This is a genomic window from Brucella anthropi ATCC 49188 (assembly GCF_000017405.1).
Lineage (GTDB): Bacteria > Pseudomonadota > Alphaproteobacteria > Rhizobiales > Rhizobiaceae > Brucella > Brucella anthropi.
Window position 1 is genome coordinate 1823648 of sequence record NC_009667.1, and the last position, 24516, is coordinate 1848163.

The following is a 24516-nucleotide window of genomic DNA, read 5'->3' on the forward strand; positions in this document are numbered from 1 at the left end:
TCATGCGGCTGAGACTTTTCGGGAAAAAGAATATGCAGGCAGATGACGGTGTTGAGCCGGTTGGCGATGAAAAGCTGGCCGGCAACATGGCGTTTGTCGGCTCGCGCAAAAAGCATGGCAACCGCGCGCGCAATCGTCTCTGGATGGCGATCGCCTGCTTTGTCGGCATCTATGGTGTGATGGGTGGCAAGCTCATCTATTTCGGTGTCATCGGCGGCGAAAATGAGGATAATGCAGGCCCGGCGGTTCACCAGCTCGCGTCGCGCCCGGATATTCTCGACCGTAACGGCGAAATCCTCGCGACCGACATCAAGACTGCTTCGCTCTATGCGGAGCCGCGCAAGATCGTCGATCCCGACGAAACCATCGAAATGCTGTCGACGGTGCTGCCCGATCTTGATTGGGAAGCGACATATAAGCGTTTGAAAAGTGGCGCCGGTTTCGTCTGGATCAAGCGTGGACTGACGCCCCGCCAGCAGAGCCAGATCATGGCGCTCGGCGTGCCGGGCATCGGCTTCCGTACGGAAAAGCGCCGCTTCTATCCGGGTGGCCCGACCGCGTCGCATATCCTCGGTCTCGTCAATGTCGACAATCAGGGCATTGCGGGCATGGAGAAATATATCGACAGTCAGGGGCTGACCGATCTGCGTTCTGTCGGCCTTGCGACCGGACAGTCGCTGGAGCCGGTGCGCCTCTCGATCGATATTCGTGTACAGCACATCATGCGTGACGTACTCGTCAAGGCCATGGAACGCTACCGGGCAATTGCTGCCGGTGCTGTGGTGCTGAACGTCAAGACCGGCGAAGTGATCGCCATGGCATCGGTGCCGGATTTTGATCCGAACAACCCGGTCCATGCTCTGGACAAGGACCGCCTGAACCGCATGTCGGCAGGCACCTATGAAATGGGTTCGACCATCAAGAGCTTTACCACGGCGATGGCGCTCGATTCCGGTAAGTTCAACCTGCAGTCGAAACTCGATGCCAGCCGTCCGCTGGTGTTCGGTCGCCAGACGATCCGTGACTTCCACGGCAAGGGCCGCTGGTTGACGCTGCCGGAAGTCTTCATCTTCTCGTCTAATATCGGTTCGGGCCGCGAGGCGGATGCCGTTGGCATTGAAGGCCATCGCGCATTCCTGAAGAAGATCGGCCTTCTCGACCGCATGCAGACGGAGTTGCCGGAAGTGGCGCGTCCCGTTGAACCGCGTGTGTGGAAGAAGGTCCATTCGATGACCATTTCGTTCGGCCACGGCATGATGACGACGCCGTTGCAGACGGCGGTCGGTGCGGCTGCGCTGATGAATGGCGGCAAGCTGATGGAGCCGACTTTCCTGATGCGCACGCAGGCTCAGGCTGATCAGGTGGCCAAGCAGGTCATTCATCCACAGGTTTCTGCGGATATGCGTTACCTCTATCGCCTCAATGCGACCGCCCAGGGCGGCTCCGGCAAGCGGGCCACTGTTCCGGGCTATCGCGTCGGCGGCAAGACCGGTACGGCGGAAAAGGTGGTGCATGGCCGCTATTCGAAGGATGTGCGCTTCAACGCATTTCTGGCGTCATTTCCGATGGATGATCCGACCTATGTCGTGCTGACCATCATCGACGAGCCGAAGCCGGAAGAAGGCAAGTTCAGCGCAACCGCGGGTCTCAATGCAGCACCGATGGTTTCGGAGATCATCCGCCGGTCTGCTTCGTTCCTCGGCGTGAAGCCCGATTTCCAACTCGAAGCCCAGCCAGCAATGGTTAGCAATTTAAGCGGCAAGCCTGATTTTCAACAGGAAGTGCCGCCAGCAATGGTTTCCAACGAATACGACTGATTCGCATAAAGCAGCCCTTGCAGCGAAACGCGCACAACTGAATCTGGATTTGGTATGACCATGAAACTGAAGGAAATCGCTCTCTTTAAGGAACTGGCCTCCGGCGATGCCGGTGAGGTGGAGATCACCGGCGTCACGTCGGACTCCCGCAAGGTCGAACGCGGTTTTCTTTTCGCAGCGTTGAAAGGCGTGAAAGCAGACGGTGCGGCTTTTGTCGCCGATGCCGTCAAGCGCGGCGCCAGCGCCATCATCGCAGGCAAGGATACGGCTATCGCTGACGCAGGCGTCCCGGTTCTTCATGTCGATGATCCCCGCCTTGCATTGGCAGTAGCTGCGGCGCAGTTCTATGGCAAGCAGCCACAAGTTATGGTTGCAGTTACAGGCACCAGCGGCAAGACTTCCGTCGCGTCCTTTACCCGGCAGATTTGGGCCTATGCCGGTTTTCCGGCGGCGAATATCGGCACGACCGGCGTGTTTTCGCCGACGCGCAGCGACTATAATTCGCTGACAACACCCGATCCGGTGGAGTTGCATCGTGTTCTGGCAGAGCTTGCCGATGAAGGCGTGACCCATGCGGCCATGGAAGCCTCATCGCATGGCCTTGATCAGCGTCGTCTCGATGGTGTCAAGCTCGCTGCCGGTGCGTTTACCAATCTCGGTCGTGACCATATGGATTATCACGCGACCATCGAGGAATATCTTGGCGCGAAGATGCGTCTCTTCAACACGCTTTTGCCGAAGGGTGCGCCAGCCATCATCTTCTCCGACGATCATTTCTCGGCGCAGGCCATCGAGGCGGCGACGCTTGCTGGATGCGACGTGAAGACGGTCGGACGAAAAGGCAATTTCATTGCTCTCAAGCGGGTCGAGCACGAGCGTTTCCGCCAGCATGTCGAAGTGCGCATCGGCGATGAGATTTTTGAGATCGAACTGCCGCTCGCCGGAGATTTTCAGGTCGCAAATGCGCTGGTTGCCGCAGGGCTTGCCATGGTTACGGGCGTTCCGGCTGCGGCTGCAATGCGTGCCTTGGCGCTCCTCAAAGGCGCACCGGGACGGCTCGATCTCGTCGGTGCGACGGAAGATGGCGCTCCAGCCTATGTCGATTACGCCCATAAGCCTGAGGCGTTGGAAAATGTTCTGACTTCGGTGCGTCCGTTCACGACGGGCCGGGTGATCGTGGTCTTCGGTTGTGGCGGCGACCGCGACAAGGGAAAGCGTCCGATCATGGGCGAAATCGCCTCGCGACTGGCGGATGTGGCAATCGTCACGGACGACAATCCGCGCTCGGAGGTTCCAGCCCAAATCCGCTCGGAAATCATGGCAGCAGCGCCGGGCGCGACCGAAATTGGTGATCGTCGAGAGGCTATCTTTACCGCTGTTTCCATGATGCAGGCGGGCGATACGCTGGTCGTTGCAGGCAAGGGGCATGAAGAGGGCCAGATTGTCGGCAGCATTACCTTGCCGTTCTCTGATCATGCGGAAGTTGCAGCAGCACTTGCTGCCCGCCTTGAGGAGCGCTCGGAATGAGTGACTGGCTCTGGACATCCAACGATATGGTTGAAGCCATGGAAGGCAGGCCCTTTGGCAACCTTCCCGGCGGCATAACCGGCATCTCAATCGACAGCCGTTCGCTGAAACCGGGCGAGGCTTTTTTCGCCATCAAGGGCGAACAGTTCGACGGGCATGATTTCGTAACCAGCGCCATGGCCGCTGGTGCGGGTCTTCTTGTGGTGGCCGAGCATCGTCTGCCCGCATTCGGCAATTCCAAAGTACCGATGATCGTGGTCGAGGATGTGCTTGAGGCCCTGACCAAGCTTGGCATTGCCTCGCGGGCACGCTCGAAGGCGCAGATCATCGCGGTGACGGGTTCCGTCGGCAAGACGACGACCAAGGAAGCCCTGCGTCACGTTCTTTCGGAAGTCGGCAAGGTCCATGCTTCTGTGGCGTCGTTCAACAATCATTGGGGTGTGCCGCTGACGCTTGCGCGCATGCCTGCCGATACGGATTACGGCGTTTTCGAAATCGGCATGAACCATCACGACGAAATTCGTCCGCTGGTGAAGATGGTGCGCCCGCATGTGGCGCTGATCACGCTGATTGCACCGGCACATCTTGGTCATTTCGCCAATCTGGAAGAAATCGCCGTTGCCAAGGCGGAGATTTTCGAAGGCATAGTTCCAGGCGGCTATGCGCTTCTCAATCGTGATGACAAGCGCTTCAAACAGCTGGAAGAACTGGCCGAAAAGGCTGGTGTCGAACACATTGCCACATTCGGCGAGAACGCCCGGTCCGACTATCGTCTGCGCGAAGTGAAGCTGCACCCAACCTGCTCTTGCATGACGGTCAAAATCGGAACGCATGAAGCAGCCGTGAAGGTTGGTATGCCGGGCCGTCATATTGTGCAGAACATGCTCGCCGTTCTTGGGGCCGCTGATCTGGTCGGAGCTGATATCGCCAAGGTGATGATGGCCATGGCGACGCTTTCTGCCGAAGGCGGTCGCGGCGCGCGCCATGTGCTTCAGCATCCTGAAGGAACCTTCACGCTGATTGATGAGAGCTACAACGCCAATCCGACCTCGATGCGCGCAGCCCTGTCGTTGTTGCATTCGACCACACCGGAAGGCTCGCGTGGTCGTCGCATCGCAGTTCTGGGGGACATGCTGGAGCTTGGCCGTCAATCGGGCAAACTTCATGCCGATCTCGCGCGCCCGATCGTGGATGCTGAAGTGAACACGCTTTTTATCGGTGGACCGGACATGTCGGCGCTGAAAAATGCCTTGCCGGTTGAAATTCAGACCGAGTACAGGCAAAGCACCGACGAATTGTTGCCGCTGGTGATCAAGGCGGTCCGTCCGGGCGATGTCATCATGGTGAAATCGTCGAAGGGGATCGGCTTTTCCAAAATCGTCAAGACGTTGATCAGCCAGTTTCCGCCGGTGGAACCCGCGGAGTAAGCGGTATTTGAGGGATTTTTCTCTACATGTTGATGCTTCTCACCTTCTTCGCCGAACATATGACACCGCTCAATGTGTTCCGCTACATTACCTTCCGCACCGGCGGCGCGATGATTACATCGGCGCTGATCGTGTTCCTGTTCGGCCCGTCGATCATCAACTCGCTCCGGGTGCGTCAGGGGAAAGGCCAGCCGATCCGCGCTGACGGTCCGCAGACCCATTTCAAGAAGGCCGGTACGCCCACCATGGGCGGTCTTATGATCATGACCGGCATTCTTGTGTCGTGCCTGCTCTGGGCCAATCTGGCCAGCGTCTATGTCTGGGTCGTTCTGCTGGTTACGGTGGGTTTCGGCGCCATCGGCTTCTATGATGATTATCTCAAGGTGACGAAGCAGTCTGACAAGGGCTTTTCCGGCAAGGCGCGTCTTGGCATCGAATTCCTGATCGCCGCTGTTGCCGCTTTTGTCATCATGCGGGCAGGGCAGGAGCCGTTCTCCTCTTCGCTGACATTTCCGTTTGCCAAGCAGTTCGTCGTCAATCTGAGCTGGTTCTTCATTCCGTTTGCAGCCTTCGTCATGGTTGGCGCAGGCAATGCCGTAAACCTGACAGATGGTCTCGACGGGCTTGCAATTGTACCGGTCATGGTGGCCGCGGCGTCTTTCGGCTTCATTGCCTATCTTTCCGGCAACGCGATCTTCGCTGACTATCTGCAAATTCATTTCGTGCCGGGCACAGGTGAACTTGCTGTGGTTCTTGGCGCTGTTATCGGCGCGGGCCTCGGCTTCCTGTGGTTCAATGCGCCTCCCGCCGCTATCTTCATGGGCGATACGGGTTCGCTGGCGCTGGGTGGTATGCTGGGCACCGTTGCGGTTGCAACGAAGCATGAAATCGTTCTCGCCATCATCGGTGGCCTGTTCGTCGTCGAAGCGCTTTCCGTCATCATTCAGGTTGGCTCCTTCAAGCTGACCGGCAAGCGTGTCTTCCTCATGGCGCCTATTCACCACCATTTCGAAAAGAAGGGCTGGACCGAGAGCCAGGTCGTGATCCGGTTCTGGATCGTTGCGATCATTCTCGCGATGATCGGTCTTTCCACCCTGAAGCTCAGATAACAGGCATATCGAATGATCCCGATCACCGCCCTCAAGGATAAGACAGTCGCCCTTTTCGGACTGGGCGGGTCGGGTATCGCGACCGCCAAGGCCATTCTTGCGGGCGGCGCAAAGATCATTGCCTGGGATGACAATCCCGACAGTGTTGCCCGTGCCCAGAGCGCGGGCATTGCCACAGGCGATCTGCGGCAGGCTGACTGGTCGCAATTTGCGGCTTTCGTGCTTTCGCCGGGCGTTCCGCTGACCCATCCAAAGCCACACTGGACTGTCGATCTGGCTCATGCCGCAGGTGTCGAAATCATCGGCGACGTGGAGCTGTTTGTCCGCGAGCGCAATCACATTGCTCCCGATTGCCCGTTCATCGCCATCACCGGCACCAACGGCAAATCGACGACGACCGCTTTGATCGCCCATATCATCAAGGCTTCCGGTCGGGATATGCAGCTTGGCGGCAATATCGGCACCGCAATCCTGACGCTGGAGCCGCCGCAGGCAAATCGCTTCTATGTGGTCGAATGTTCATCCTATCAGATCGATTTGGCGCCATCGCTGAACCCGACGGCGGGCATTCTGCTCAATCTGACACCGGATCATCTCGACCGTCATGGTTCGATGGAAAACTATGCCGCGATCAAGGAACGTCTGGTGGCGGCGAGCGACACGGCAATTGTCGGCGTTGATGATGATTATTGCGAAGCCATTGCGGACCGGCTTTATCGCGATGGTGTACACGTCGTGCGAATTTCCAAGGAAAGGCACCTCGGCAAAGGCTATTTCGCTGACGGCGCAAAGCTGCTCTGGTCGCAGGACGGGGAAATTGACGAAATCGCTTCCCTGGAAGGTATCGGTTCGCTGCGCGGCGCGCATAATGCGCAGAACGCGCTTGCGGCTGTCGTCGCGTGCCTGTCAGTGGGCTTAAGCCTTGAAGAAATCGATGCGGGATTGAAGAGCTTTCCCGGCCTGGCCCATCGCATGGAACAGGTTGGGCATCGCGGAAAAGTACTGTTCGTCAACGATTCCAAAGCAACCAATGCGGAAGCAACGGCTCCGGCATTGTCGTCCTTTCTGCAGAACATCTACTGGATTGCAGGTGGTGTGCCGAAAGCTGGCGGAATTGCTTCGCTGGCCGGGTTCTTCCCGCGGATTGCCAAGGCCTATCTGATCGGCGAAGCCGCAGCACAGTTTGCTGCAACGCTTGGCGATGCGGCGCCGTTCGAGATTTCCGACACGCTTGCAGTCGCTGTCGAGCACGCTGCCCGCGATGCCGGTAACGATGCTGCTCCCGAACCGGTTGTGCTGCTGTCGCCTGCTTGCGCGAGCTTCGACCAGTTCCAGAATTTTGAAAAACGCGGCGATGCATTCCGCAGCGCTGTTCTGGCGCTTCCGGGTGTTGAACCTATAGGAGGAAAAAGCTGATGGTAAGCCGTGTCGATCGCGGTCCTGTCGCCAATTGGTGGTGGACAATAGACCGCTTCTTCCTCGCTGCATGTCTGGCCCTGATGGGGCTTGGCATTCTGCTGTCATTTGCTGCAAGTCCTGCCGTGGCCCAGCGTATTGGCCTCGACGGGTTCCATTTTGTCGAGCGCCAGATTTTCTTCATGCTGCCGGCAGTTGGCGTCATGATCGGCGTGTCGTTTCTGTCGCCGCGCCAGATCAGGCGATTTGCTTTGATCCTGCTCGGCATTTCGCTTGTATTGATGGTTGCCGCACTGTTCTTCGGTATCGAAGTGAAAGGTGCGCGGCGCTGGGTCAATCTGGCGGGTATCTCTATCCAGCCGTCGGAATTCATGAAGCCTGCTTTCGTGGTGGTTTGCGCCTGGCTGTTCTCGGAGCGTGAACGCGGTGGCGAAATGCCCGGCAATTTTCTTGCCATGCTGCTGTTCGGCACCGTTGCTGCTTTGCTCGTCCTTCAGCCTGACCTTGGCCAGACAATGCTGACCACAGGCACATGGGGTGCCATGTTCTTCCTCGCCGGTCTGCCGATGTTCTGGATTCTGGTTCTTGGCGGTCTTGCGGTTTGCGGCGGCATCTCAGCCTATTTCATGTTCGATCACGTGGCGGGTCGTATCAATCGGTTCATGACAGGCGAGGGCGATACGTTCCAGGTCGATGCCGGACGCGAAGCGATTCTGCGTGGCGGCTGGTTCGGACAAGGTCCGGGCGAAGGCACCATCAAGCGCATCATCCCGGACAGCCATACCGATTTCATTTTCTCGGTTGCAGCAGAAGAATACGGCATCATCCTGTGCATGATCATCATGCTGCTGTTCGCATTCATCGTCGTGCGCGGCCTTTCGATTGCGCTGCGCGAGCGTGATCCGTTCACCCGTCTGGCCGTCTCGGGGATTGTCATTCTGTTCGGCTTCCAGTCGATCATCAACATGGCCGTGAACCTGCATCTCATGCCTGCAAAGGGCATGACCCTGCCGTTCATTTCCTATGGCGGTTCCTCGCTCATCGCCATTGCCATCACGATGGGCATCCTTCTGGCTCTGACGCGCCGCCGTCCGGAAGCCCGCATGACCCATACGGTCGGCAGCGGTGTCGACATGGGCAAACGCATTCCTGCGCTGTGAGGGGTCGATGGTAAAAGGCGTAATTGTACTGGCCGCCGGTGGAACGGGCGGTCATCTTTTTCCGGCGGAAGCGCTGGCGCATGAACTGAAGGCGCGTGGTTGGGACGTTCATCTGGCGACCGATGCGCGCGCGCAGCGTTTCGCGGGTGCCTTCGCGGAAGATCATGTTCATGTCATTCGTTCGGCAACAATTGCAGGCCGCAACCCGATAGCGCTCCTGAAGACGTTCTGGTCACTATGGCAGGGCAATCTCGATTCCCGTAAATTGTTCCGCCGGCTGAAGCCCAAACTCGTCGCGGGCTTTGGTGGCTATCCAACACTGCCGCCGCTCTATGCCGCGAGCAACATGAATATCCCGACGATGGTGCACGAGCAGAATGCCGTCATGGGCCGCGCCAACAAAGGGCTTGCTGGCCGCGTGAAAGCGATTGCAGGCGGTTTTCTGCCCGAGACCGGCGGGGTCTATGCCGAAAAAACGGTCACGACCGGCAATCCTGTGCGTCCTCCAGTTCTGGCCGCGGCTGAGACTTCTTACAAGCCGGTCAAGGCGGATGAACGTTTCCGCCTGCTGGTTTTTGGCGGTAGCCAGGGCGCACAGTTCTTTTCGACAGCCATTCCCGCTGCCGTGGCCTTGCTGCCGGATAGGGACCGGGCGCGGCTGCTGATCACCCAGCAGGCCCGCAAGGAAGACGAAGCCGCTGTGCGCGAAGCTTACAAGAAGCTTGGTGTTCCCGCTGATGTTGCGCCGTTTTTCAACGATATGCCAGCACGCATGGCGGATGCCCAGTTCGTGATTTCGCGGTCCGGTGCTTCGACCGTTTCTGAGATCACCGTGATCGGTCGTCCGGCGATGTTGGTGCCGTTTCCGCACGCGCTCGATCATGATCAGGCAGCGAATGCGGCAGCGCTCGCGGCTGTCGGCGGTGGCGAGGTTGTTCGCCAGTCGGAATTGTCGCCAGAACGCCTTGCCGAGATACTCCAGGCTGCGATGAATGAGCCACAGCGCCTCGAAGCACAAGCAAAAGCTGCAAAAAGCGTTGGTAAGCCGGATGCAGCGCGGTTGCTTGCTGATCTGGCAGAGGCTATTGCAGCAGGTAAATCTGTTCAGGAATTCAAAGAAGGAACTCGGCCATGAAAATGCCGCTGAATATCGGGCTTGTCCATTTCATCGGAATTGGCGGCATCGGCATGAGCGGTATTGCCGAAGTGCTGCACAATCTCGGCTATCATGTGCAGGGCTCGGACCAGTCCGACAGTGCCAATGTGCAGCGCCTGCGTGAAAAAGGCATTGAGGTCTTTGTCGGCCACAAGGCTGAAAATATCGGCGATGCCGAAGTGGTTGTCGTTTCGACGGCGATCAAGAAGAACAATCCCGAGCTGGTTGCTGCACGCGAAAAGCTGCTGCCTATCGTGCGCCGCGCCGAAATGCTGGCCGAGTTGATGCGCTTCCGTCATGCGGTTGCGATTGGCGGTACGCATGGTAAGACCACCACGACCTCAATGGTTGCGGCTTTGCTCGATGCCGGGCACCTCGATCCAACGGTTATCAATGGCGGTATCATCAACGCCTATGGCACCAATGCCCGCATGGGCGATGGTGACTGGATGGTGGTGGAAGCGGATGAAAGCGACGGTACGTTCCTCAAGCTTCCTGCCGATATTGCGGTCGTCACCAATATCGACCCGGAACATCTCGACCATTACGGCAATTTCGAAAATGTGCGCGCGGCTTTCGCGCAGTTTGTCGAGAATGTTCCATTCTATGGCTTCGGCGTGATGTGCCTTGACCATCCTGAAGTGCAGGCTCTGGTGAGCCGCATCGAAGACCGCCGTATTGTGACTTATGGCCAGAACCCGCAGGCTGACGTGCGTTTTGTCAATCACCGCATGGATGGCGCGGCGAGCCTGTTCGATGTCGTGATCCGCTCCCGCAAGGGCGAGGCGACCGAGATCAAGGATCTGCGTCTGCCGATGCCGGGCCAGCACAACGTATCCAATGCGACGGCAGCAATCGCTGTCGCGCATGAGCTGGGTATCTCTGCCGACGATATTCGTCGCGGTCTCGGCTCGTTCGGCGGCGTGAAGCGTCGCTTTACCCATACGGGCACATGGAACGGCGTCGAGATATTCGACGATTACGGCCATCACCCGGTTGAAATCCGCGCCGTGCTGAAAGCTGCACGCGAAGCCACGAAAGGTCGTGTTGTCGCCATCGTGCAGCCGCACCGCTATACGCGTCTGGCAAGCCTGTTCGACGAATTCGCGGCATGTTTCAACGATGCCGATACGGTCATCGTGACGCCGGTCTATACGGCAGGCGAAGACCCGATCGAAGGCGTCAATTCCGAAGCGCTCGTATCACGCATCAAGACCGCAGGTCATCGCGATGCGCGCTATGCCAGTGGCCCCGAGGCGCTGGCGCCGTTGGTCGCGTCGATTGCAGAGCCGGGCGATTTCGTAGTCTGCCTCGGCGCAGGCAATATTACGCAGTGGGCATATGCACTGCCGAAAGAACTGGCAGAACAGGGTAAGAAGTAAGATGGAAAGCGGCGAGACGCTTCTGAAGAAGCTCGACGGCAAATTGTCGGGCTTGCGTGGTCGGCTGACGCCCGATACCGGCATGGACAAGATCACCTGGTTCCGCGCTGGCGGACCGGCACAGGTTCTGTTTCAGCCTGCCGATGAAGAAGACCTCTCCTCATTTCTGAAGGCTGTGCCGGAAGAGGTACCGATTCTCGTGGTTGGCATCGGCTCCAATCTGCTGGTGCGTGATGGCGGTGTTCCAGGCTTTGTCGTGCGGCTTTCCGCAAAAGGCTTCGGCGAAGTCGATCAGGTTTCTGAGACGCAACTGCGGGCAGGCGCGGCGACGCCTGACAAGCGTGTGGCCGCAGCGGCGCTGGAAGCGGGGCTGGCTGGCTTCCACTTCTACCATGGCATACCCGGCGGCATGGGCGGGGCTTTGCGCATGAATGCAGGCGCCAACGGCGTGGAAACGCGCGAGCGCGTCGTGGAGGTTCGCGCCCTTGATCGCAAGGGCGAGGTGCATGTGCTTTCCAATGCGGATATGGGCTACGCGTATCGGCATTCCTCAGCATCGTCGGATCTGATTTTTACCTCTGTCTTGTTCGAGGGAACTCCCGGCGAGCATGAAGCGATCAAACAAGCCATGGACGAGGTGCAGCATCATCGCGAGACGGTGCAGCCTGTACGCGAAAAGACAGGCGGCTCGACCTTCAAGAATCCGGAAGGCACATCGGCCTGGAAGGAAATCGACAAGGCAGGTTGCCGCGGTTTGCGCGTCGGCGGCGCGCAGATGTCCGAAATGCACTGCAATTTTATGATCAATACAGGCACCGCAACGGGGCTCGATCTGGAGACTTTGGGCGAAACGGTTCGCGCCAGAGTTTTTGAAAATTCGGGTATTCGCCTTCATTGGGAAATCAAACGTCTCGGTTTGTTCCGCGAGGGCGAGGCGGTAGAAGAGTTTCTTGGAAAATTTTGATAAAAAAGTTGCCCGGATTTTCTACCTGATATTCCGGGCTTTTTTGCCTTCACAAGCGACGCGTAAGGTTCGTCCCTTTCTATAGGGTCTTGTCACGGAATCAATCCTCTGATTCTTTAGGGTTAACCACACAGTGATTTGATTCGGCAGGATTTTCCTGCCGCGGGTGCCTGCGGCCTTTGCTGCTGGGTTACTCGGATTCTGTTTAATTGATGCGCAGGGGATTGCGCAGAGGGGATGCTAACATGACGGGAAAGCACGTCGCCGTTTTGATGGGCGGTTTCTCTTCGGAGCGCCCGGTCAGCTTGTCCTCCGGAACGGCTTGCGCTGCGACCCTTGAAGAGCGCGGCTATTGCGTGACGCGTATTGATGTGGATCGCAATGTTGCCAGCGTTCTTGCCGAACTGAAGCCCGACGTTGCGTTCAATGCGCTGCATGGCCCTTTCGGTGAGGATGGCGCTATTCAGGGCGTTCTCGAATATCTCCAGATTCCCTACACGCATTCGGGTGTGCTCGCATCGGCGCTCGCCATGGACAAGGACCGCGCCAAGAAGGTTGCGGCTGCTGCCGGTGTTGCTGTTGCTTCCTCGCTTCTGCTCAACCGTTTTGAGATCGGCACTGAGCATCCGATGGAGCCGCCTTACGTGGTCAAGCCTGTTCGCGAAGGTTCGAGCTTTGGCGTCGTGATCGTCAAGGAGGATCAGACGCATCCGCCGCAAATCATCAGTTCGGCTGAGTGGAACTACGGTGCCGAGGTTCTGGTCGAAAAATACATTCCCGGCCGGGAATTGACCTGTGCCGTGATGGGTGACCGCGTCATGGACGTGTGTGAGATCATTCCGGTCGGTCATCAGTTCTACGATTATGATTCAAAATATGTTGCAGGCGCGTCATCTCACGTGTGTCCGGCAAAAATTTTACCAAATATTTACCAAAAAATACAAACAATGGCCCTTACGGCGCATCGGGCAATCGGGTGTCGGGGCGTAAGCCGGTCAGACTTCCGTTTCGACGATCGTTTCTCTGATGATGGCGAAGTTATCTGGCTGGAAATCAATACCCAGCCGGGGATGACTCCTACCTCGCTCGTGCCTGATATCGCCAAAGCGGCTGGTATCTCTTTCGGTGAATTGTTGAGTTGGATGGTGGAGGACGCGTCTTGTTTGCGTTGAACGGAAAATCGGACGGATATGGGCGCTCGGGCTCGATGCGGGATGCATCGGGAGCGACGGGTGCTGCTTTTGTCCTGCCGCGTTTCCTGCGCAAGCCGTTTCGCTTTGCTGCTCGCCTTTTCCAAGGCAATGTAAATATTCCGCGCCATGCAGGCACTGTCGGCATGCTGGGTTTCCTTGGTGCTACCGGCCTTTATGGCATGGCGGTTGGCGGTCACACGCCGGAGGTGGTCAAGGCGACTGCTTCCACACTCGGTTTCGCAATTGAGGATATAAAGGTCGTCGGCAACAACGAGACGTCCGATATCGATATTCTGGGTCAGCTCGATCTCGATGGCGAGACATCTCTCGTCGGTCTGAGCGCTGAAGAAGCGCGCCAATCCATCGACAAGCTGCCATGGGTTGAAAGCGCAGAAGTTCGCAAGGTTTATCCTGGTACGGTTCTTGTCTCGTTGCATGAACGCAAGGCGTTCGCCATCTGGCAAAACGACAAGGATTTGGCGCTGATCGACGCCGCCGGCGATACCATCGTTCCGTTCCGTCCGGGCCGTTACAATTCGTTGCCGCTCGTCGTGGGCGAGGGCGCGGAAAAGAAGGTCAAGGGCTTCGTTGATGAAATCGCTGCCTATCCGGGTCTGGCCGGAAAGGTTCGCGCCTACATCCGTGTCGGCGACCGTCGCTGGGATCTGCTTCTGGATAATGGCGTGCGCATCATGCTGCCGGAAACCGATCCGCTGAAGGCGCTCGCGCAGGTCGAGAAGCTCGATCAGGACCAGCATCTTCTGTCGCGCGATATCGCTGCGGTCGATCTTCGTCTCGATGATCGCGTGACTGTTCAATTGACTGCGAGTGGCATGGAGCAGCGCCAGAAGTTTCTGGCAGAGCGTAAAAAAGAACTATCCCGCACGGGGAAGCGCGTATGAGTATTCTGGGCGGCAAGGGATCATCACAAGGCGGAGCTGCAGGGCGCAAGGTGCGCCTGTTAACGGTTCTGGATGTTGGATCGAGCAAGGTTTCCTGCGTCATCGCACGGTTGCGTCCGCATGAAGGCGGCGCACTGCTGCCAGGTCGCACGCACCGTATGGAAGTGCTCGGCATCGGCCATCAGCGTTCACGCGGCGTCAAGTCGGGCGTCATCATTGATCTGGATGCGGCAGAGCAGTCGATCCGCCTTGCGGTCGATGCAGCTGAGCGCATGGCTGGTCTGACCGTCGATAGCCTGATCGTCAATATTTCAGCCGGTCGCCTCAAGAGCGAAACCTTCACGGCAAGCGTTAATCTGGGCGGCCATGAAGTCGAGCAGACCGATATTCGCCGCGTACTGGCTGCCGGTGCCAAGCAGGCGCTCGCAGCCGAGCGTCACCTCGTTCATTCGCTTCCGGTCGGCTATACGCTCGATGGCGAACGCGGTATTCGCGATCCGCTCGGCATGCTGGGCGACAGCCTTGGCGTCGATATGCATGTGCTGACTGCCGATGCAGCGCCACTGCGCAATCTGGAGCTTTGCATCAATCGCTGCCATTTGTCGGTGGAAGCCATCGTTGCAACGCCTTATGCCAGCGGTCTTGCCGCTCTGGTCGGCGACGAAGCTGAAATGGGCGCGGCCTGCATCGATATGGGCGGCGGCACGACGACGATCTCCGTCTTCTCCGAAGGCAAGTTCATTCACGCCGATGCAGTGGCAATCGGCGGCAATCACGTGACGATGGATGTGGCTCGCGGCTTTTCCACCCGGATGGAAGATGCCGAACGTCTGAAGGTTATGTATGGCTCCGCTCTGCCGAGCGCTGCCGATGACCGCGATCTCATCTCCGTTCCGCCCATCGGCGACGATGAGCGTGATGTACCCAATCAATATCCGCGCTCGGTGCTGACGCGGATTATCCGTGCAAGAGTGGAAGAGACGCTGGAACTGGTGCGCGACAGGCTTAACCAGTCAGGTCTTGGACATATTGTCGGCAAGCGTGTGGTTCTGACCGGCGGCGCAAGCCAGCTGCCAGGAATGCCAGAGGCAGCCAGGCGAATCCTTGCAAGAAATGTACGAATCGGGCGTCCTCTAGGAATAGCGGGATTGCCTGAGGCGGCTAAGGGGGCAGCTTTTGCCGCGACCGTTGGACTTCTGATTTACCCGCAGGTGGCCGGGATAGAAGAGCGGTCGGTGAAAGCGGCTTCCTCCGGTCTCATGACCGGTACGGGTGGGCGCATTCAACGTGTCAGCCAATGGCTGAAAGAGAGTTTCTGAGTAGTAAGTATTGTGTAAGCTGTTGAAATAGCGTGTTGAATTATTGGGGCGTGACCATCTGGGTAACAACCAATCCACACCGCGGCGGCGAAGCGGTGGTAAGGCTTAAGAGGAACAAGGACCTATGACTATCAATCTGCAAAAGCCGGATATCACCGAGCTGAAGCCCCGCATCACCGTATTCGGTGTCGGCGGCGGCGGCGGCAATGCGGTCAACAACATGATCAATGCCGGTCTGCGCGGCGTGGATTTCGTCGTGGCCAACACCGACGCTCAGGCTTTGACGATGTCGAAGTCCGAACGCATGATCCAGCTCGGCGCTGCCGTTACAGAGGGTCTTGGTGCTGGTTCCCAGCCAGAAGTTGGCCGTGCGGCTGCTGAAGAGTGCATCGACGAAATCGTCGATCACCTGAATGGCACGCATATGTGCTTCGTGACCGCCGGTATGGGCGGCGGCACCGGCACCGGCGCTGCTCCGGTCGTGGCGCGCGCTGCCCGTGAACGGGGCATCCTCACCGTTGGCGTCGTGACCAAGCCTTTTCATTTCGAAGGCGCCCGCCGCATGAAGACTGCCGATCTCGGCATCGAAGAACTGCAGAAGAACGTCGATACGCTTATCGTCATTCCGAACCAGAACCTCTTCCGCATTGCCAACGACAAGACCACCTTCGCCGATGCTTTCGCAATGGCTGACCAGGTGCTTTATTCGGGCGTTGCCTGCATCACCGACCTGATGGTCAAGGAAGGCCTCATCAATCTCGACTTCGCTGACGTTCGTTCGGTGATGCGCGAAATGGGCAAGGCCATGATGGGTACGGGCGAAGCTTCCGGCGAAGGCCGTGCAATGGCTGCTGCCGAAGCTGCAATCGCTAACCCGCTGCTCGACGAAACCTCGATGCGCGGCGCGAAGGGCCTCCTGATCTCGATCACCGGTGGTCGCGACATGACCCTGTTCGAAGTCGACGAAGCTGCTACGCGTATTCGCGAAGAAGTCGATCCGGATGCGAACATCATCCTTGGCGCAACCTTCGACGAAGGCCTCGAAGGCGTCATCCGCGTTTCTGTCGTCGCTACCGGTATCGATAAGCAGTTAGGAGACGCGGCGCCTGCGCCGCTGGAATTTCGCCAGCCGGTAAAGCAGACTGCACAGGCGAAGCCAATGGCTCCGCATGGCGCACTTCGTCCTCCAGTTGTTGAACAGCCGCGTCAGGTCGATCCGATTGCCCAGGCGATCCAGTCTGCCGAAGCTGAAATTCCAGCCGCACCGGCAGCTCCTGCGGCTTCTGCTGAGCCGGAATTCCGTCCGCAGAGCCGCATTTTCCAGGCTCCGGCACCGGAGTCCTTCGAACGCGCTCCGGTTGCCCGTGCACCGATGCCGCAGGCACCGGCAGGTCATCAGGCAGCACAGCCACAGGCCTACCAGCAGCCGCAGATGCATGAACAGCCGGTTCGTGAACCGCGTCCTGCTCCGCGCATGCCTGCCGTTTCGGATTTTCCGCCGGTTGCACAGGCTGAAATCAATGCCCGTCGTGCTCCGCAGCAGCCTGCACAGGAAGAGCCGCGCGGCCCGATGAGCCTCCTGAAGCGCCTGACTCATGGTCTGTCGCGTCGTGAGGAAGATCAGCCTGCAGCCCGTCTGGAACCGGCTCAGCACCGTGAACCTGGCATGCGTCCGGCTGAACGTCGCGCTCCGCAGCAGGACTCGTCCATCTACGCACCGCGTCGCGGCCAGCTTGATGATCAGGGTCGTCCGCAGCCGCGTGCAGCTTCGGAAGAAGATCAGCTCGAAATCCCGGCCTTCCTGCGCCGTCAGTCGAACTGAGCCATTTCGGTGAGTGAATAGGAAAGCCGCGGGTAACCCCCGCGGCTTTTTCGTTTCAGTAAACAAAATCAAAACATTCGTAAGAAAGCGTGATTTTGTTCAAGTCACGCAAATTATTATTTTAATTGTAACGGGGTATGGTTCGGGCAGCACGAGTTTGTGAACCCTTTGTATTTCCTGTCGCAATTTTAGCTATATCTATCCATATAGACGCAAAGAATTGCGAAATGGGCTGTGTTGAAATTCCGTTTAAACGGCCTGTATTCATTTTATTCAGCAGATTGGAACTCTCTTGAGCGCTTATCAAAAGACAATTGGTCGTGCGGTTACGCTTTCGGGCGTCGGCGTTCATGGCGGAGCTCCAGCTTCGGCGACGTTTTTCCCGGCCGATGCCGATACGGGAATCGTATTCCAGCGTTCAGATCTGAAGGGAAAGGCGCCGGAAGTGCGCGCCCATGTCTCACAGATTGGCGCAACAGACCTCTGCACGTCGCTCGGACCGAAAGAATCCAAGATTGACACAGTCGAGCACCTGATGGCGGCGGTCGCTGCGCTGGGCATTGATAACCTTGTCGTTGAAATTGATGGTCCTGAAGTTCCCATTCTCGACGGCACTTCTGCTCGTTTCATCGAAGCTTTCGATGAGGCAGGTATCGTCACGCAGGAAGCGAAGCGCCGCTTTATCCGTATTCTGAAAACGGTTCGCGTCGAAGCTGGCGGTTCCTGGGGTGAATTCCGCCCCTTCGCCGGTACGCGGTTTGAAGTCGAGATCGACTTCGAATGCCCGCTGATCGGTCGGCAGAAATTTGCAGACGACGTGGACGAAGCGACTTTCCGCAAGGAGCTTTCCACCGCGCGGACGTTCGGTTTCATGAAGGATGTGGAACGTCTTTGGGCCTCCGGCCATGCGCTTGGCTCGTCGCTCGACAATTCGCTTGTCATTGGTGACGACAATTCTGTCATCAATCCGGGCGGGCTGCGTTTCAAGGACGAATTCGTTCGTCACAAGACGCTCGATGCCGTCGGCGATCTGGCACTTGCCGGTCTGCCGTTCATTGGCTGTTTCCGGTCCTACCGCAGTGGTCACAGGCTGAATGCGGAAACGGTGAAGGCGCTGCTGTCGGACAAGACGGCGTTCGATATCGTCGAGGCTTCGGGTGTTCGCCAGAACTCGAGAGCATCGGATTTCGTTGCTGTGAAGCCGAATATAGCGGCTCCATGGGCGCTCTAAGTTTAGCCAAGAAATAGTATGTATCGGCGCATGGCCTTAATTGAGCCGTGTTCGCCGGTTCACCTCACAATTGAGTCGGTGCGCCGTTCTACGGTGGATTGATCGGGGAGCAACTACCCATACGGGTAGCCAATACCGGGGACAATTCACACTGGTTACGCGTTTCGATACGCCGTCCGGCGGATTCAGACCACTAGACGATTGCCGATTTCGCCTGCATGTGGTTTATGGACGGCCAAAACAGCGTCAGCTATGTTCGTACATTCGCTGAAGCTGAATGATTTGTATGGATGGAGCTGCCGTGCAGTGCTAGAAGCACGCAACTCCAAACAGGAATGACGCTGTCAGAAGGCCGGAGACCGCATGACGAGTTTCAAATTCAAGGGTGTGACGAAAACCGCGCTGCTGACTGGCGCTATCGCCGTTCTTATCCCGCTCGCCGGTTGTGCCAGCAAGGACGACGACATCGATCTCACCAAGTATGTCGAGACGATTGATCCTGCCGACAAAACCTACAATGAAGGTCTCGCCAATCTGGACGCAGGTCGCCTTGATGAAGCTGCGAAGAAGTTCGCCGCCGTCGATCGCCAGCATCCCTACACGGAATGGGCACGCAAGTCGCTCGTGATGGCTGCCTTCACCAACTACCGCAAGGGCAATTACGAAGAAGCGATCTCGATGGCGAAGCGTTACAACACGCTTTACCCGACTTCGCCTGAATCGGCCTATGCCTATTACATCATCGGTCTTTCCTACTTCCGCCAGATTCCGGACGTGACCCGCGATCAGGCTGCAAGCCGTCGCGCAATCGCTGCGATGCAGGAAGTGGTCGATCGTTTCCCGGATTCCGAATATACGGATGATGCCAGGGCCAAGATCCGTTTCGCCCGCGACCAGCTCGCTGGCAAGGAAATGCAGGTTGGCCGCTATTATCTGGAACGCAAGGAATACCTTGCCTCTATCAAGCGCTTCCGCGGCGTTGTGGAGGAATATTCCAATACCCGTCAGGTGGAAGAAGCACTGGCTCGTCTCGTCGAAGCCTACTATGCGCTTGGCTTGACGTCGGAAGCCCAGATGGCAGCTTCGGTTCTCGGCAAGAACTATCCGGACAGCCAGTGGTACAAGGACAGCTACAAGCTTTTGCAGAGCGGCGGTCTTCAGCCGCGCGAGAATGGCAATTCGTGGCTGGCCAAGGCTTCGTCGCTCATCACCGGCGGCGGTTCATAAGCTGGTTCTCACATGCTGTCGCACCTGTCGATCCGCGATATTGTTCTGATTGAAAGGCTCGACATCGAGTTCAAGACAGGCTTGTCCGTACTTACCGGTGAAACCGGGGCGGGCAAGTCTATTTTGCTTGATTCGCTTTCGCTGGCGCTTGGCGCACGTGGCGACGCCTCGTTGGTGCGTCACGGTGCCGATCAGGGGCAGGTGACAGCGGTGTTCGATGTACCGGGCGCACATCCGGCCCGGATTTTTCTGCGTGATAACGGTTTTGACGATGATGGTGACATCATCCTGCGTCGCCTGCAGATGGGCGATGGTCGCACGCGCGTCTTCATCAACGATCAGGCGGCGAGCGTCGCGCTTCTTCGTGATCTCGGACGCAGGCTGGTGGAAATCCACGGCCAGCATGACGACCGTGCGCTGATCGATACCGATCTTCACCGTACATTGCTGGATGCTTTCGGTGGTCTCGAGCCAGAGGCGGCAGTGGTTCGCGAGCGTCACAAGGCCTGGCGCGATGCGGAAACCGCACTTGCCAAGCATCGTGCCCGCGTAGAGCAGGCCGAGCGTGAAGGCGATTATCTGCGTTCTTCGGTTGAAGAACTGACCAAGCTCGATCCGCAACCCGGCGAGGAAGAAGAGCTCGCCGAGCGCCGTGCGATCATGATGAAATCCGAAAAGATCGCCGGTGACGTGAACGAAGCTGGCGAGTTGCTGTCGGGGCAGGGATCACCTGTACCGACGCTGGCGAGCCTTGTGCGCCGTCTTGAGCGCAAGATTCCCGAAGCGCCGCATTTGCTGGAGCCGGTTTGCAAGGCAATCGATGAGGCGCTTAACAGTCTAGCTCTTGCGCAGGACGGCATAGATCATGCCATGCGCGAGATCGATTTCGATCCGCGCGTGCTGGAGCAGGTCGAGGAACGGCTTTTTGCCCTCCGCGCTGCCGCACGCAAATATTCTGTCGCGGTGGAGGGATTGCCTGCGCTGCGCGACAAGATGGATGCTGATCTCGCCGATCTGGACGCTGGAGCGGAAAAGCTTATCCAGCTTGAAGGTCAGGCGACTGAAATGCGGGCGGCCTATGACACGGCGGCAGCCAAGCTTTCCGGTTTGCGCAAGGAAACAGCGGAGCATCTGAAGGCTGCTGTGATGGCCGAATTGCCTGCACTGAAACTGGAGCGCGCAGAATTCATCGTTGAAATGACGACCGACGCGCAAGCACGGGCGGCGGAAGGCATCGATACGGTTGAGTATTGGGTGCGCACCAATCCGGGCACGCGGGCTGGACCGATGATGAAGGTTGCTTCGGGCGGTGAGCTTTCGCGTTTCCTGTTGGCGTTGAAGGTAGCGCTTGCGGATCGCGGTTCTGCTCCGACGCTCGTATTCGATGAAATCGATACCGGCGTGGGCGGTGCGGTGGCGGATGCCATCGGGCAGCGCCTTGCACGGCTTTCCGGGCGCGTGCAGGTGCTTTCGGTCACACATGCGCCGCAGGTGGCAGCGCGTGCCTCCACACATTTCCTGATTGCCAAGTCGGCGACCGATGAAGACCGTATGTCTACCTCGATCCGATCCATCGGAGTGGACGAGCGGCAGGAAGAGATTGCCCGTATGCTGGCCGGTGCCAGCATCACCGATGAAGCACGCGCAGCAGCAGAGCGCCTGCTGGCCGAGAATTGAGCATTTGCGAGCCAAAAGTGCGAAGCGCCTACGCGGGGAAATCAGTCCACTGGACTGATTTCTGATCCCGCTTCGATGCGTCGGATAATGCGTACAAACAAAGAATAGCGCGCTTGTCTCCTGACAGAACGTTGTCAGTGTGACCACATGTTCGTAACCGAGCGCGGCTGTATGCGTAGCCGTATTTCTTGGTTATGTTGAGCAAAATTGAATCAGCAGGTTTTGCTCCGCTTATGACCGATACTCCCGTCGAAAAACTGACCGAACCTGAAGCCGTTTCAGAACTGGAACGTCTGGCGCGCGAAATTGCGCATCATGATGAGCTCTATCACGCCAATGACCGGCCAGAGATTTCCGATGCCGAGTATGACGCGCTAAAGCGGCGTAACGATGCGATTGAAGCGCGCTTCCCGCATCTGGTGCGGACAGACAGCCCGTCCTTGCGTGTTGGTACAGCACCTGTTTCCAAATTTGCGCAGGTTGTTCATGCACGCCCGATGCTTTCGCTCGGCAATGCGTTTTCAGACGATGACGTCCGCGATTTCGTGGGCAGTGTCTATCGCTTCCTGGGGCCGCTGCCGGATAATTCCATTGCATTTACCGCTGAACCGAAGATCGATGGGCTTTCCATGTCGATCCGTTACGAGAATGGAATTCTGATTAGCGGCGCGACGCGCGGTGACGGCACAACCGGCGAGAATGTCACGACGAATATCCGCACCATTGCCGAAATTCCGAACCGGCTTCCGGCTGGAGCGCCTTCCGTCGTTGAAGTACGCGGTGAGGTCTATATGGCCAAAAGTGACTTCCTCGCGCTCAACGAACAGATGGCCGCTGAAGGCAAGCAGACTTATGTGAACCCGCGCAACACGGCAGCAGGTTCCCTGCGCCAGCTCGATGCCAAGGTGACGGCGAGCCGCAAACTGAAATTCTTTGCCTATGCCTGGGGCGAAATGTCGGACATGCCTGCCGATACGCAGATGGGCATGGTCGAGATTTTCCGCGAATGGGGTTTCCCGGTCAATCCGCTGACGAAGCGGCTTCACGGTGCAGACGAATTGCTCGCGCATTACCGCGCCATCGGTCTTGAGCGCGCTCAGCTCGACTACGACATTGACGGTGTCGTCTATAAGGTTGATCGGCTCGATCTGCAGACGCGGCTCGGTTTCCGCTCGCGCAGCCCACGATGGGCCATTGCGCACAAGTTTCCGGCAGAACAGGCTACGACGATCTTGCGCGGCATCGACATTCAGGTCGGGCGCACCGGCGCGCTGACGCCAGTGGCGCGGCTGGAGCCAATCACCGTCGGTGGTGTGGTCGTCACCAATGCGACGCTGCACAACGAGGACTATATCAAGGGTATCGGACTCAAGGGTGAGCGTATTCGTGCTGATGAGCATGATATTCGCGTCGGCGATACGGTCATCGTGCAGCGCGCAGGCGATGTGATCCCACAGATTGTCGATGTCGTGTTGGAGAAGCGCAAAGCCGATGCAACGCCGTTTGTGTTCCCGCATGAATGCCCGGTCTGTCACAGTCATGCCGTGCGCGAAGAGGGCGAGGCGGTCTATCGCTGCACCGGCGGCCTGACCTGTGCTGCGCAGGCGGTCGAGCGCATTCGTCATTTCGTATCGCGCAATGCGTTCGATATTGAAGGCCTTGGCGAAAAGCAGGTCGAATTCTTCTTCCATGCCGAAGATGACAAACTGAAGATCAAATCGCCTGCGGATATCTTCACGCTGCAACAGCGACAGGCTGAATCGCCTCTCAAGAAACTGGAGAACATTGAAGGTTTCGGCGCGACTTCCGTGAAGAAGCTTTATGATGCGATCAATGATCGGCGCGAGATTGCCCTGCATCGCTTTCTGTTCGGCCTTGGTATCCGTCATGTTGGTGAGGTGAATGCCAAGCGCTTTGCGCGCGCCTATCTGTCTTATGCTGCCTTTGAAGAAGCTGCTCTGGAAGCAGTTCCGCCAAAAGAGGGTGACCGCACCGACAAGGGCAATGAAGCCTGGCAGGAACTGATTGCCGTTGAGGGCATCGGTTCCATCGTTGCTGAAGCTGTCGTGGATTTTTATGCGGAGCCGCATAATCGCGAAGTATTGGACAACTTGTTCAAAGCAGGAGTGACTCCTGTAGACGAAGTTGCACTCGTATCGACCGGTTCGCCGGTCGAAGGCAAGACGGTGGTATTTACCGGCAGTCTGGAACGTATGTCGCGCGATGAGGCAAAGGCCATGGCTGAGCGCTACGGAGCAAAGACGGCTGGATCGGTTTCGAAAAAGACCGATCTTGTGGTGGCCGGACCGGGGGCGGGTTCCAAACTCGCCAAGGCATCCGAGTTGGGAATCGAAGTCATTGATGAAGACGCCTGGTTTACACTGGTCGGAGAAGAATAATGGCCCCGTTCAGCGGTTTTGGTGAAAAAGCGATCCCGTTTCTGAAAGCTCTGGATTTTCACCAGAATCGCGAATGGTTCGTCGAGAACAAGGATATTTTCGAGCAGCAATTGAAGGAACCGCTTGGCGATCTTGTCGAGGAATTGACGGGTCGTTTTGAAAAAGCCGGTCTGCCGTTCAAGGGCGACCGTGTGAAATCGCAGTTCCGCATCAAACGGGATACGCGGTTTTCCAAGGACAAGGCCCCCTATAACCGTCACCTGTCTGCGCTGCTGTCGCAATCGGGTACCAAATGGGACGAGAGTGGCTGCTTCTATGTCTGCATCGGCCTGCCAGGTGTCCGCGACTGTTACGCCTGTGTGGCTTGGTGGGGCCCAAAGAAGGAACTGCTTCTGGCTATACGCACGGCCATTGCAGAGAAGCCGGAAGAATTCCGCGCCATGGTCGCGAAACTCAAGAAAAATGGTTTGAAAATCAGCGATTACGACCGGCTGAAACGCACGCCACGTGGTTTCGAGGCCGTGACCGATGATGATTTGCTGGAAGCAATTCGCAATCGGCATTTCTCGGTGCGGATAGAAATCGACCCTGAAACGATTACCCGTGCCGATCTGGCGGATCGTCTTGTCGACTTCACCGAACGGGCTCGTCCGCTCGTAGACTGGATGCACAAAATCGAAAAGACCGTTCCACAACAATCATAATCGTTCATGAATGCATCAGCCGGATTTATGAGTGATGCGCAAATGCGGCATTGCTGTTTAATAGTATGATTTTTTGGGAAATCA

General features: G+C 57.7%; 18 protein-coding genes. All 18 read left to right on the top strand.

Going from position 1 to position 24516, the window contains the following annotated elements; translation table 11 throughout:
• Positions 1 to 2: 2 nt before the first annotated feature.
• The 18 genes from OANT_RS09040 to OANT_RS09125 all read left to right on the top strand — a co-directional run bounded on the left by OANT_RS09040 (position 3) and on the right by OANT_RS09125 (position 24432).
• A complete protein-coding gene (locus OANT_RS09040; RefSeq protein WP_040129181.1) occupies positions 3 to 1817 on the top strand; it encodes a peptidoglycan D,D-transpeptidase FtsI family protein in 1815 nt (604 codons plus the stop codon).
• Positions 1818 to 1871: 54 nt separating this feature from the next.
• Positions 1872 to 3344 (top strand): UDP-N-acetylmuramoyl-L-alanyl-D-glutamate--2,6-diaminopimelate ligase, encoded by a 1473-nt coding sequence (locus OANT_RS09045; protein WP_012091744.1) that lies wholly within the window; start codon positions 1872 to 1874, stop codon positions 3342 to 3344.
• Positions 3341 to 4771: a UDP-N-acetylmuramoylalanyl-D-glutamyl-2,6-diaminopimelate--D-alanyl-D-alanine ligase gene (locus OANT_RS09050; RefSeq protein WP_010659725.1), complete on the top strand. Its 1431-nt coding sequence runs from the start codon at positions 3341 to 3343 to the stop codon at positions 4769 to 4771. The genes OANT_RS09045 and OANT_RS09050 overlap by 4 nt, the downstream gene beginning before the upstream one ends.
• 26 nt (positions 4772 to 4797) lie before the next feature.
• Entirely contained in the window at positions 4798 to 5880 is a 1083-nt protein-coding gene (mraY, locus tag OANT_RS09055) for a phospho-N-acetylmuramoyl-pentapeptide-transferase (RefSeq protein WP_012091745.1), read from the top strand.
• 12 nt (positions 5881 to 5892) lie between these two features.
• Positions 5893 to 7296 carry a UDP-N-acetylmuramoyl-L-alanine--D-glutamate ligase gene (murD, locus tag OANT_RS09060; RefSeq protein WP_012091746.1) on the top strand — a complete coding sequence of 468 codons (1404 nt, stop codon included), beginning with the start codon at positions 5893 to 5895 and terminating at the stop codon, positions 7294 to 7296.
• Positions 7296 to 8456, top strand: a complete 1161-nt coding sequence (gene ftsW / locus OANT_RS09065; protein WP_012091747.1) for a putative lipid II flippase FtsW — start codon at positions 7296 to 7298, stop codon at positions 8454 to 8456. The genes murD and ftsW overlap by 1 nt, the downstream gene beginning before the upstream one ends.
• 7 nt (positions 8457 to 8463) lie before the next feature.
• Complete coding sequence (gene murG, locus OANT_RS09070; RefSeq protein ID WP_012091748.1) at positions 8464 to 9591, top strand: undecaprenyldiphospho-muramoylpentapeptide beta-N-acetylglucosaminyltransferase; 1128 nt, start codon at positions 8464 to 8466, stop codon at positions 9589 to 9591.
• A complete protein-coding gene (murC, locus tag OANT_RS09075) occupies positions 9588 to 10994 on the top strand; it encodes a UDP-N-acetylmuramate--L-alanine ligase (protein ID WP_012091749.1) in 1407 nt (468 codons plus the stop codon). The genes murG and murC overlap by 4 nt, the downstream gene beginning before the upstream one ends.
• 1 nt (position 10995) lies before the next feature.
• On the top strand, positions 10996 to 11958 hold the full coding sequence (gene murB, locus OANT_RS09080; RefSeq protein WP_012091750.1) for a UDP-N-acetylmuramate dehydrogenase: 963 nt from the start codon (positions 10996 to 10998) through the stop codon (positions 11956 to 11958).
• Positions 11959 to 12203: 245 nt separating this feature from the next.
• The gene (locus OANT_RS09085) at positions 12204 to 13130 is read left to right on the top strand and encodes a D-alanine--D-alanine ligase (RefSeq protein WP_012091751.1); all 927 of its coding nucleotides are present in this window, start codon (positions 12204 to 12206) and stop codon (positions 13128 to 13130) included.
• Positions 13118 to 14053 carry a cell division protein FtsQ/DivIB gene (locus OANT_RS09090; protein ID WP_040129183.1) on the top strand — a complete coding sequence of 312 codons (936 nt, stop codon included), beginning with the start codon at positions 13118 to 13120 and terminating at the stop codon, positions 14051 to 14053. Before OANT_RS09085 ends, OANT_RS09090 begins: the two co-directional genes overlap by 13 nt.
• A complete protein-coding gene (gene ftsA / locus OANT_RS09095) occupies positions 14050 to 15372 on the top strand; it encodes a cell division protein FtsA (protein WP_012091753.1) in 1323 nt (440 codons plus the stop codon). The genes OANT_RS09090 and ftsA overlap by 4 nt, the downstream gene beginning before the upstream one ends.
• Before the next feature lie 124 nt (positions 15373 to 15496).
• On the top strand, positions 15497 to 17194 hold the full coding sequence (ftsZ, locus tag OANT_RS09100; protein ID WP_012091754.1) for a cell division protein FtsZ: 1698 nt from the start codon (positions 15497 to 15499) through the stop codon (positions 17192 to 17194).
• A 292-nt stretch (positions 17195 to 17486) separates the two neighbouring features.
• Entirely contained in the window at positions 17487 to 18425 is a 939-nt protein-coding gene (gene lpxC / locus OANT_RS09105; protein ID WP_012091755.1) for a UDP-3-O-acyl-N-acetylglucosamine deacetylase, read from the top strand.
• Positions 18426 to 18788: 363 nt separating this feature from the next.
• A complete protein-coding gene (locus OANT_RS09110; protein ID WP_012091756.1) occupies positions 18789 to 19652 on the top strand; it encodes an outer membrane protein assembly factor BamD in 864 nt (287 codons plus the stop codon).
• Between the two features lie 12 nt (positions 19653 to 19664).
• Positions 19665 to 21329: a DNA repair protein RecN gene (recN, locus tag OANT_RS09115; RefSeq protein WP_012091757.1), complete on the top strand. Its 1665-nt coding sequence runs from the start codon at positions 19665 to 19667 to the stop codon at positions 21327 to 21329.
• Positions 21330 to 21562: 233 nt separating this feature from the next.
• Entirely contained in the window at positions 21563 to 23728 is a 2166-nt protein-coding gene (gene ligA, locus OANT_RS09120; RefSeq protein WP_012091758.1) for an NAD-dependent DNA ligase LigA, read from the top strand.
• Positions 23728 to 24432 (top strand): DUF2461 domain-containing protein, encoded by a 705-nt coding sequence (locus tag OANT_RS09125; protein WP_012091759.1) that lies wholly within the window; start codon positions 23728 to 23730, stop codon positions 24430 to 24432. Before ligA ends, OANT_RS09125 begins: the two co-directional genes overlap by 1 nt.
• The last annotated feature ends 84 nt before the right edge of the window (positions 24433 to 24516 follow it).

Excerpts from the sequence above, each read along its gene's own strand:
- OANT_RS09040 (WP_040129181.1), top strand. The coding sequence starts at position 3 with ATGCGGCTGAGACTTTTCGGGAAAAAGAATATGCAGGCAGATGACGGT.
- OANT_RS09045 (WP_012091744.1), top strand. The coding sequence starts at position 1,872 with ATGACCATGAAACTGAAGGAAATCGCTCTCTTTAAGGAACTGGCCTCC.
- OANT_RS09050 (WP_010659725.1), top strand. The coding sequence starts at position 3,341 with ATGAGTGACTGGCTCTGGACATCCAACGATATGGTTGAAGCCATGGAA.
- mraY (WP_012091745.1), top strand. The coding sequence starts at position 4,798 with ATGTTGATGCTTCTCACCTTCTTCGCCGAACATATGACACCGCTCAAT.
- murD (WP_012091746.1), top strand. The coding sequence starts at position 5,893 with ATGATCCCGATCACCGCCCTCAAGGATAAGACAGTCGCCCTTTTCGGA.
- ftsW (WP_012091747.1), top strand. The coding sequence starts at position 7,296 with ATGGTAAGCCGTGTCGATCGCGGTCCTGTCGCCAATTGGTGGTGGACA.
- murG (WP_012091748.1), top strand. The coding sequence starts at position 8,464 with ATGGTAAAAGGCGTAATTGTACTGGCCGCCGGTGGAACGGGCGGTCAT.
- murC (WP_012091749.1), top strand. The coding sequence starts at position 9,588 with ATGAAAATGCCGCTGAATATCGGGCTTGTCCATTTCATCGGAATTGGC.
- murB (WP_012091750.1), top strand. The coding sequence starts at position 10,996 with ATGGAAAGCGGCGAGACGCTTCTGAAGAAGCTCGACGGCAAATTGTCG.
- OANT_RS09085 (WP_012091751.1), top strand. The coding sequence starts at position 12,204 with ATGACGGGAAAGCACGTCGCCGTTTTGATGGGCGGTTTCTCTTCGGAG.
- ftsA (WP_012091753.1), top strand. The coding sequence starts at position 14,050 with ATGAGTATTCTGGGCGGCAAGGGATCATCACAAGGCGGAGCTGCAGGG.
- ftsZ (WP_012091754.1), top strand. The coding sequence starts at position 15,497 with ATGACTATCAATCTGCAAAAGCCGGATATCACCGAGCTGAAGCCCCGC.
- OANT_RS09110 (WP_012091756.1), top strand. The coding sequence starts at position 18,789 with ATGACGAGTTTCAAATTCAAGGGTGTGACGAAAACCGCGCTGCTGACT.
- recN (WP_012091757.1), top strand. The coding sequence starts at position 19,665 with ATGCTGTCGCACCTGTCGATCCGCGATATTGTTCTGATTGAAAGGCTC.
- ligA (WP_012091758.1), top strand. The coding sequence starts at position 21,563 with ATGACCGATACTCCCGTCGAAAAACTGACCGAACCTGAAGCCGTTTCA.
- OANT_RS09125 (WP_012091759.1), top strand. The coding sequence starts at position 23,728 with ATGGCCCCGTTCAGCGGTTTTGGTGAAAAAGCGATCCCGTTTCTGAAA.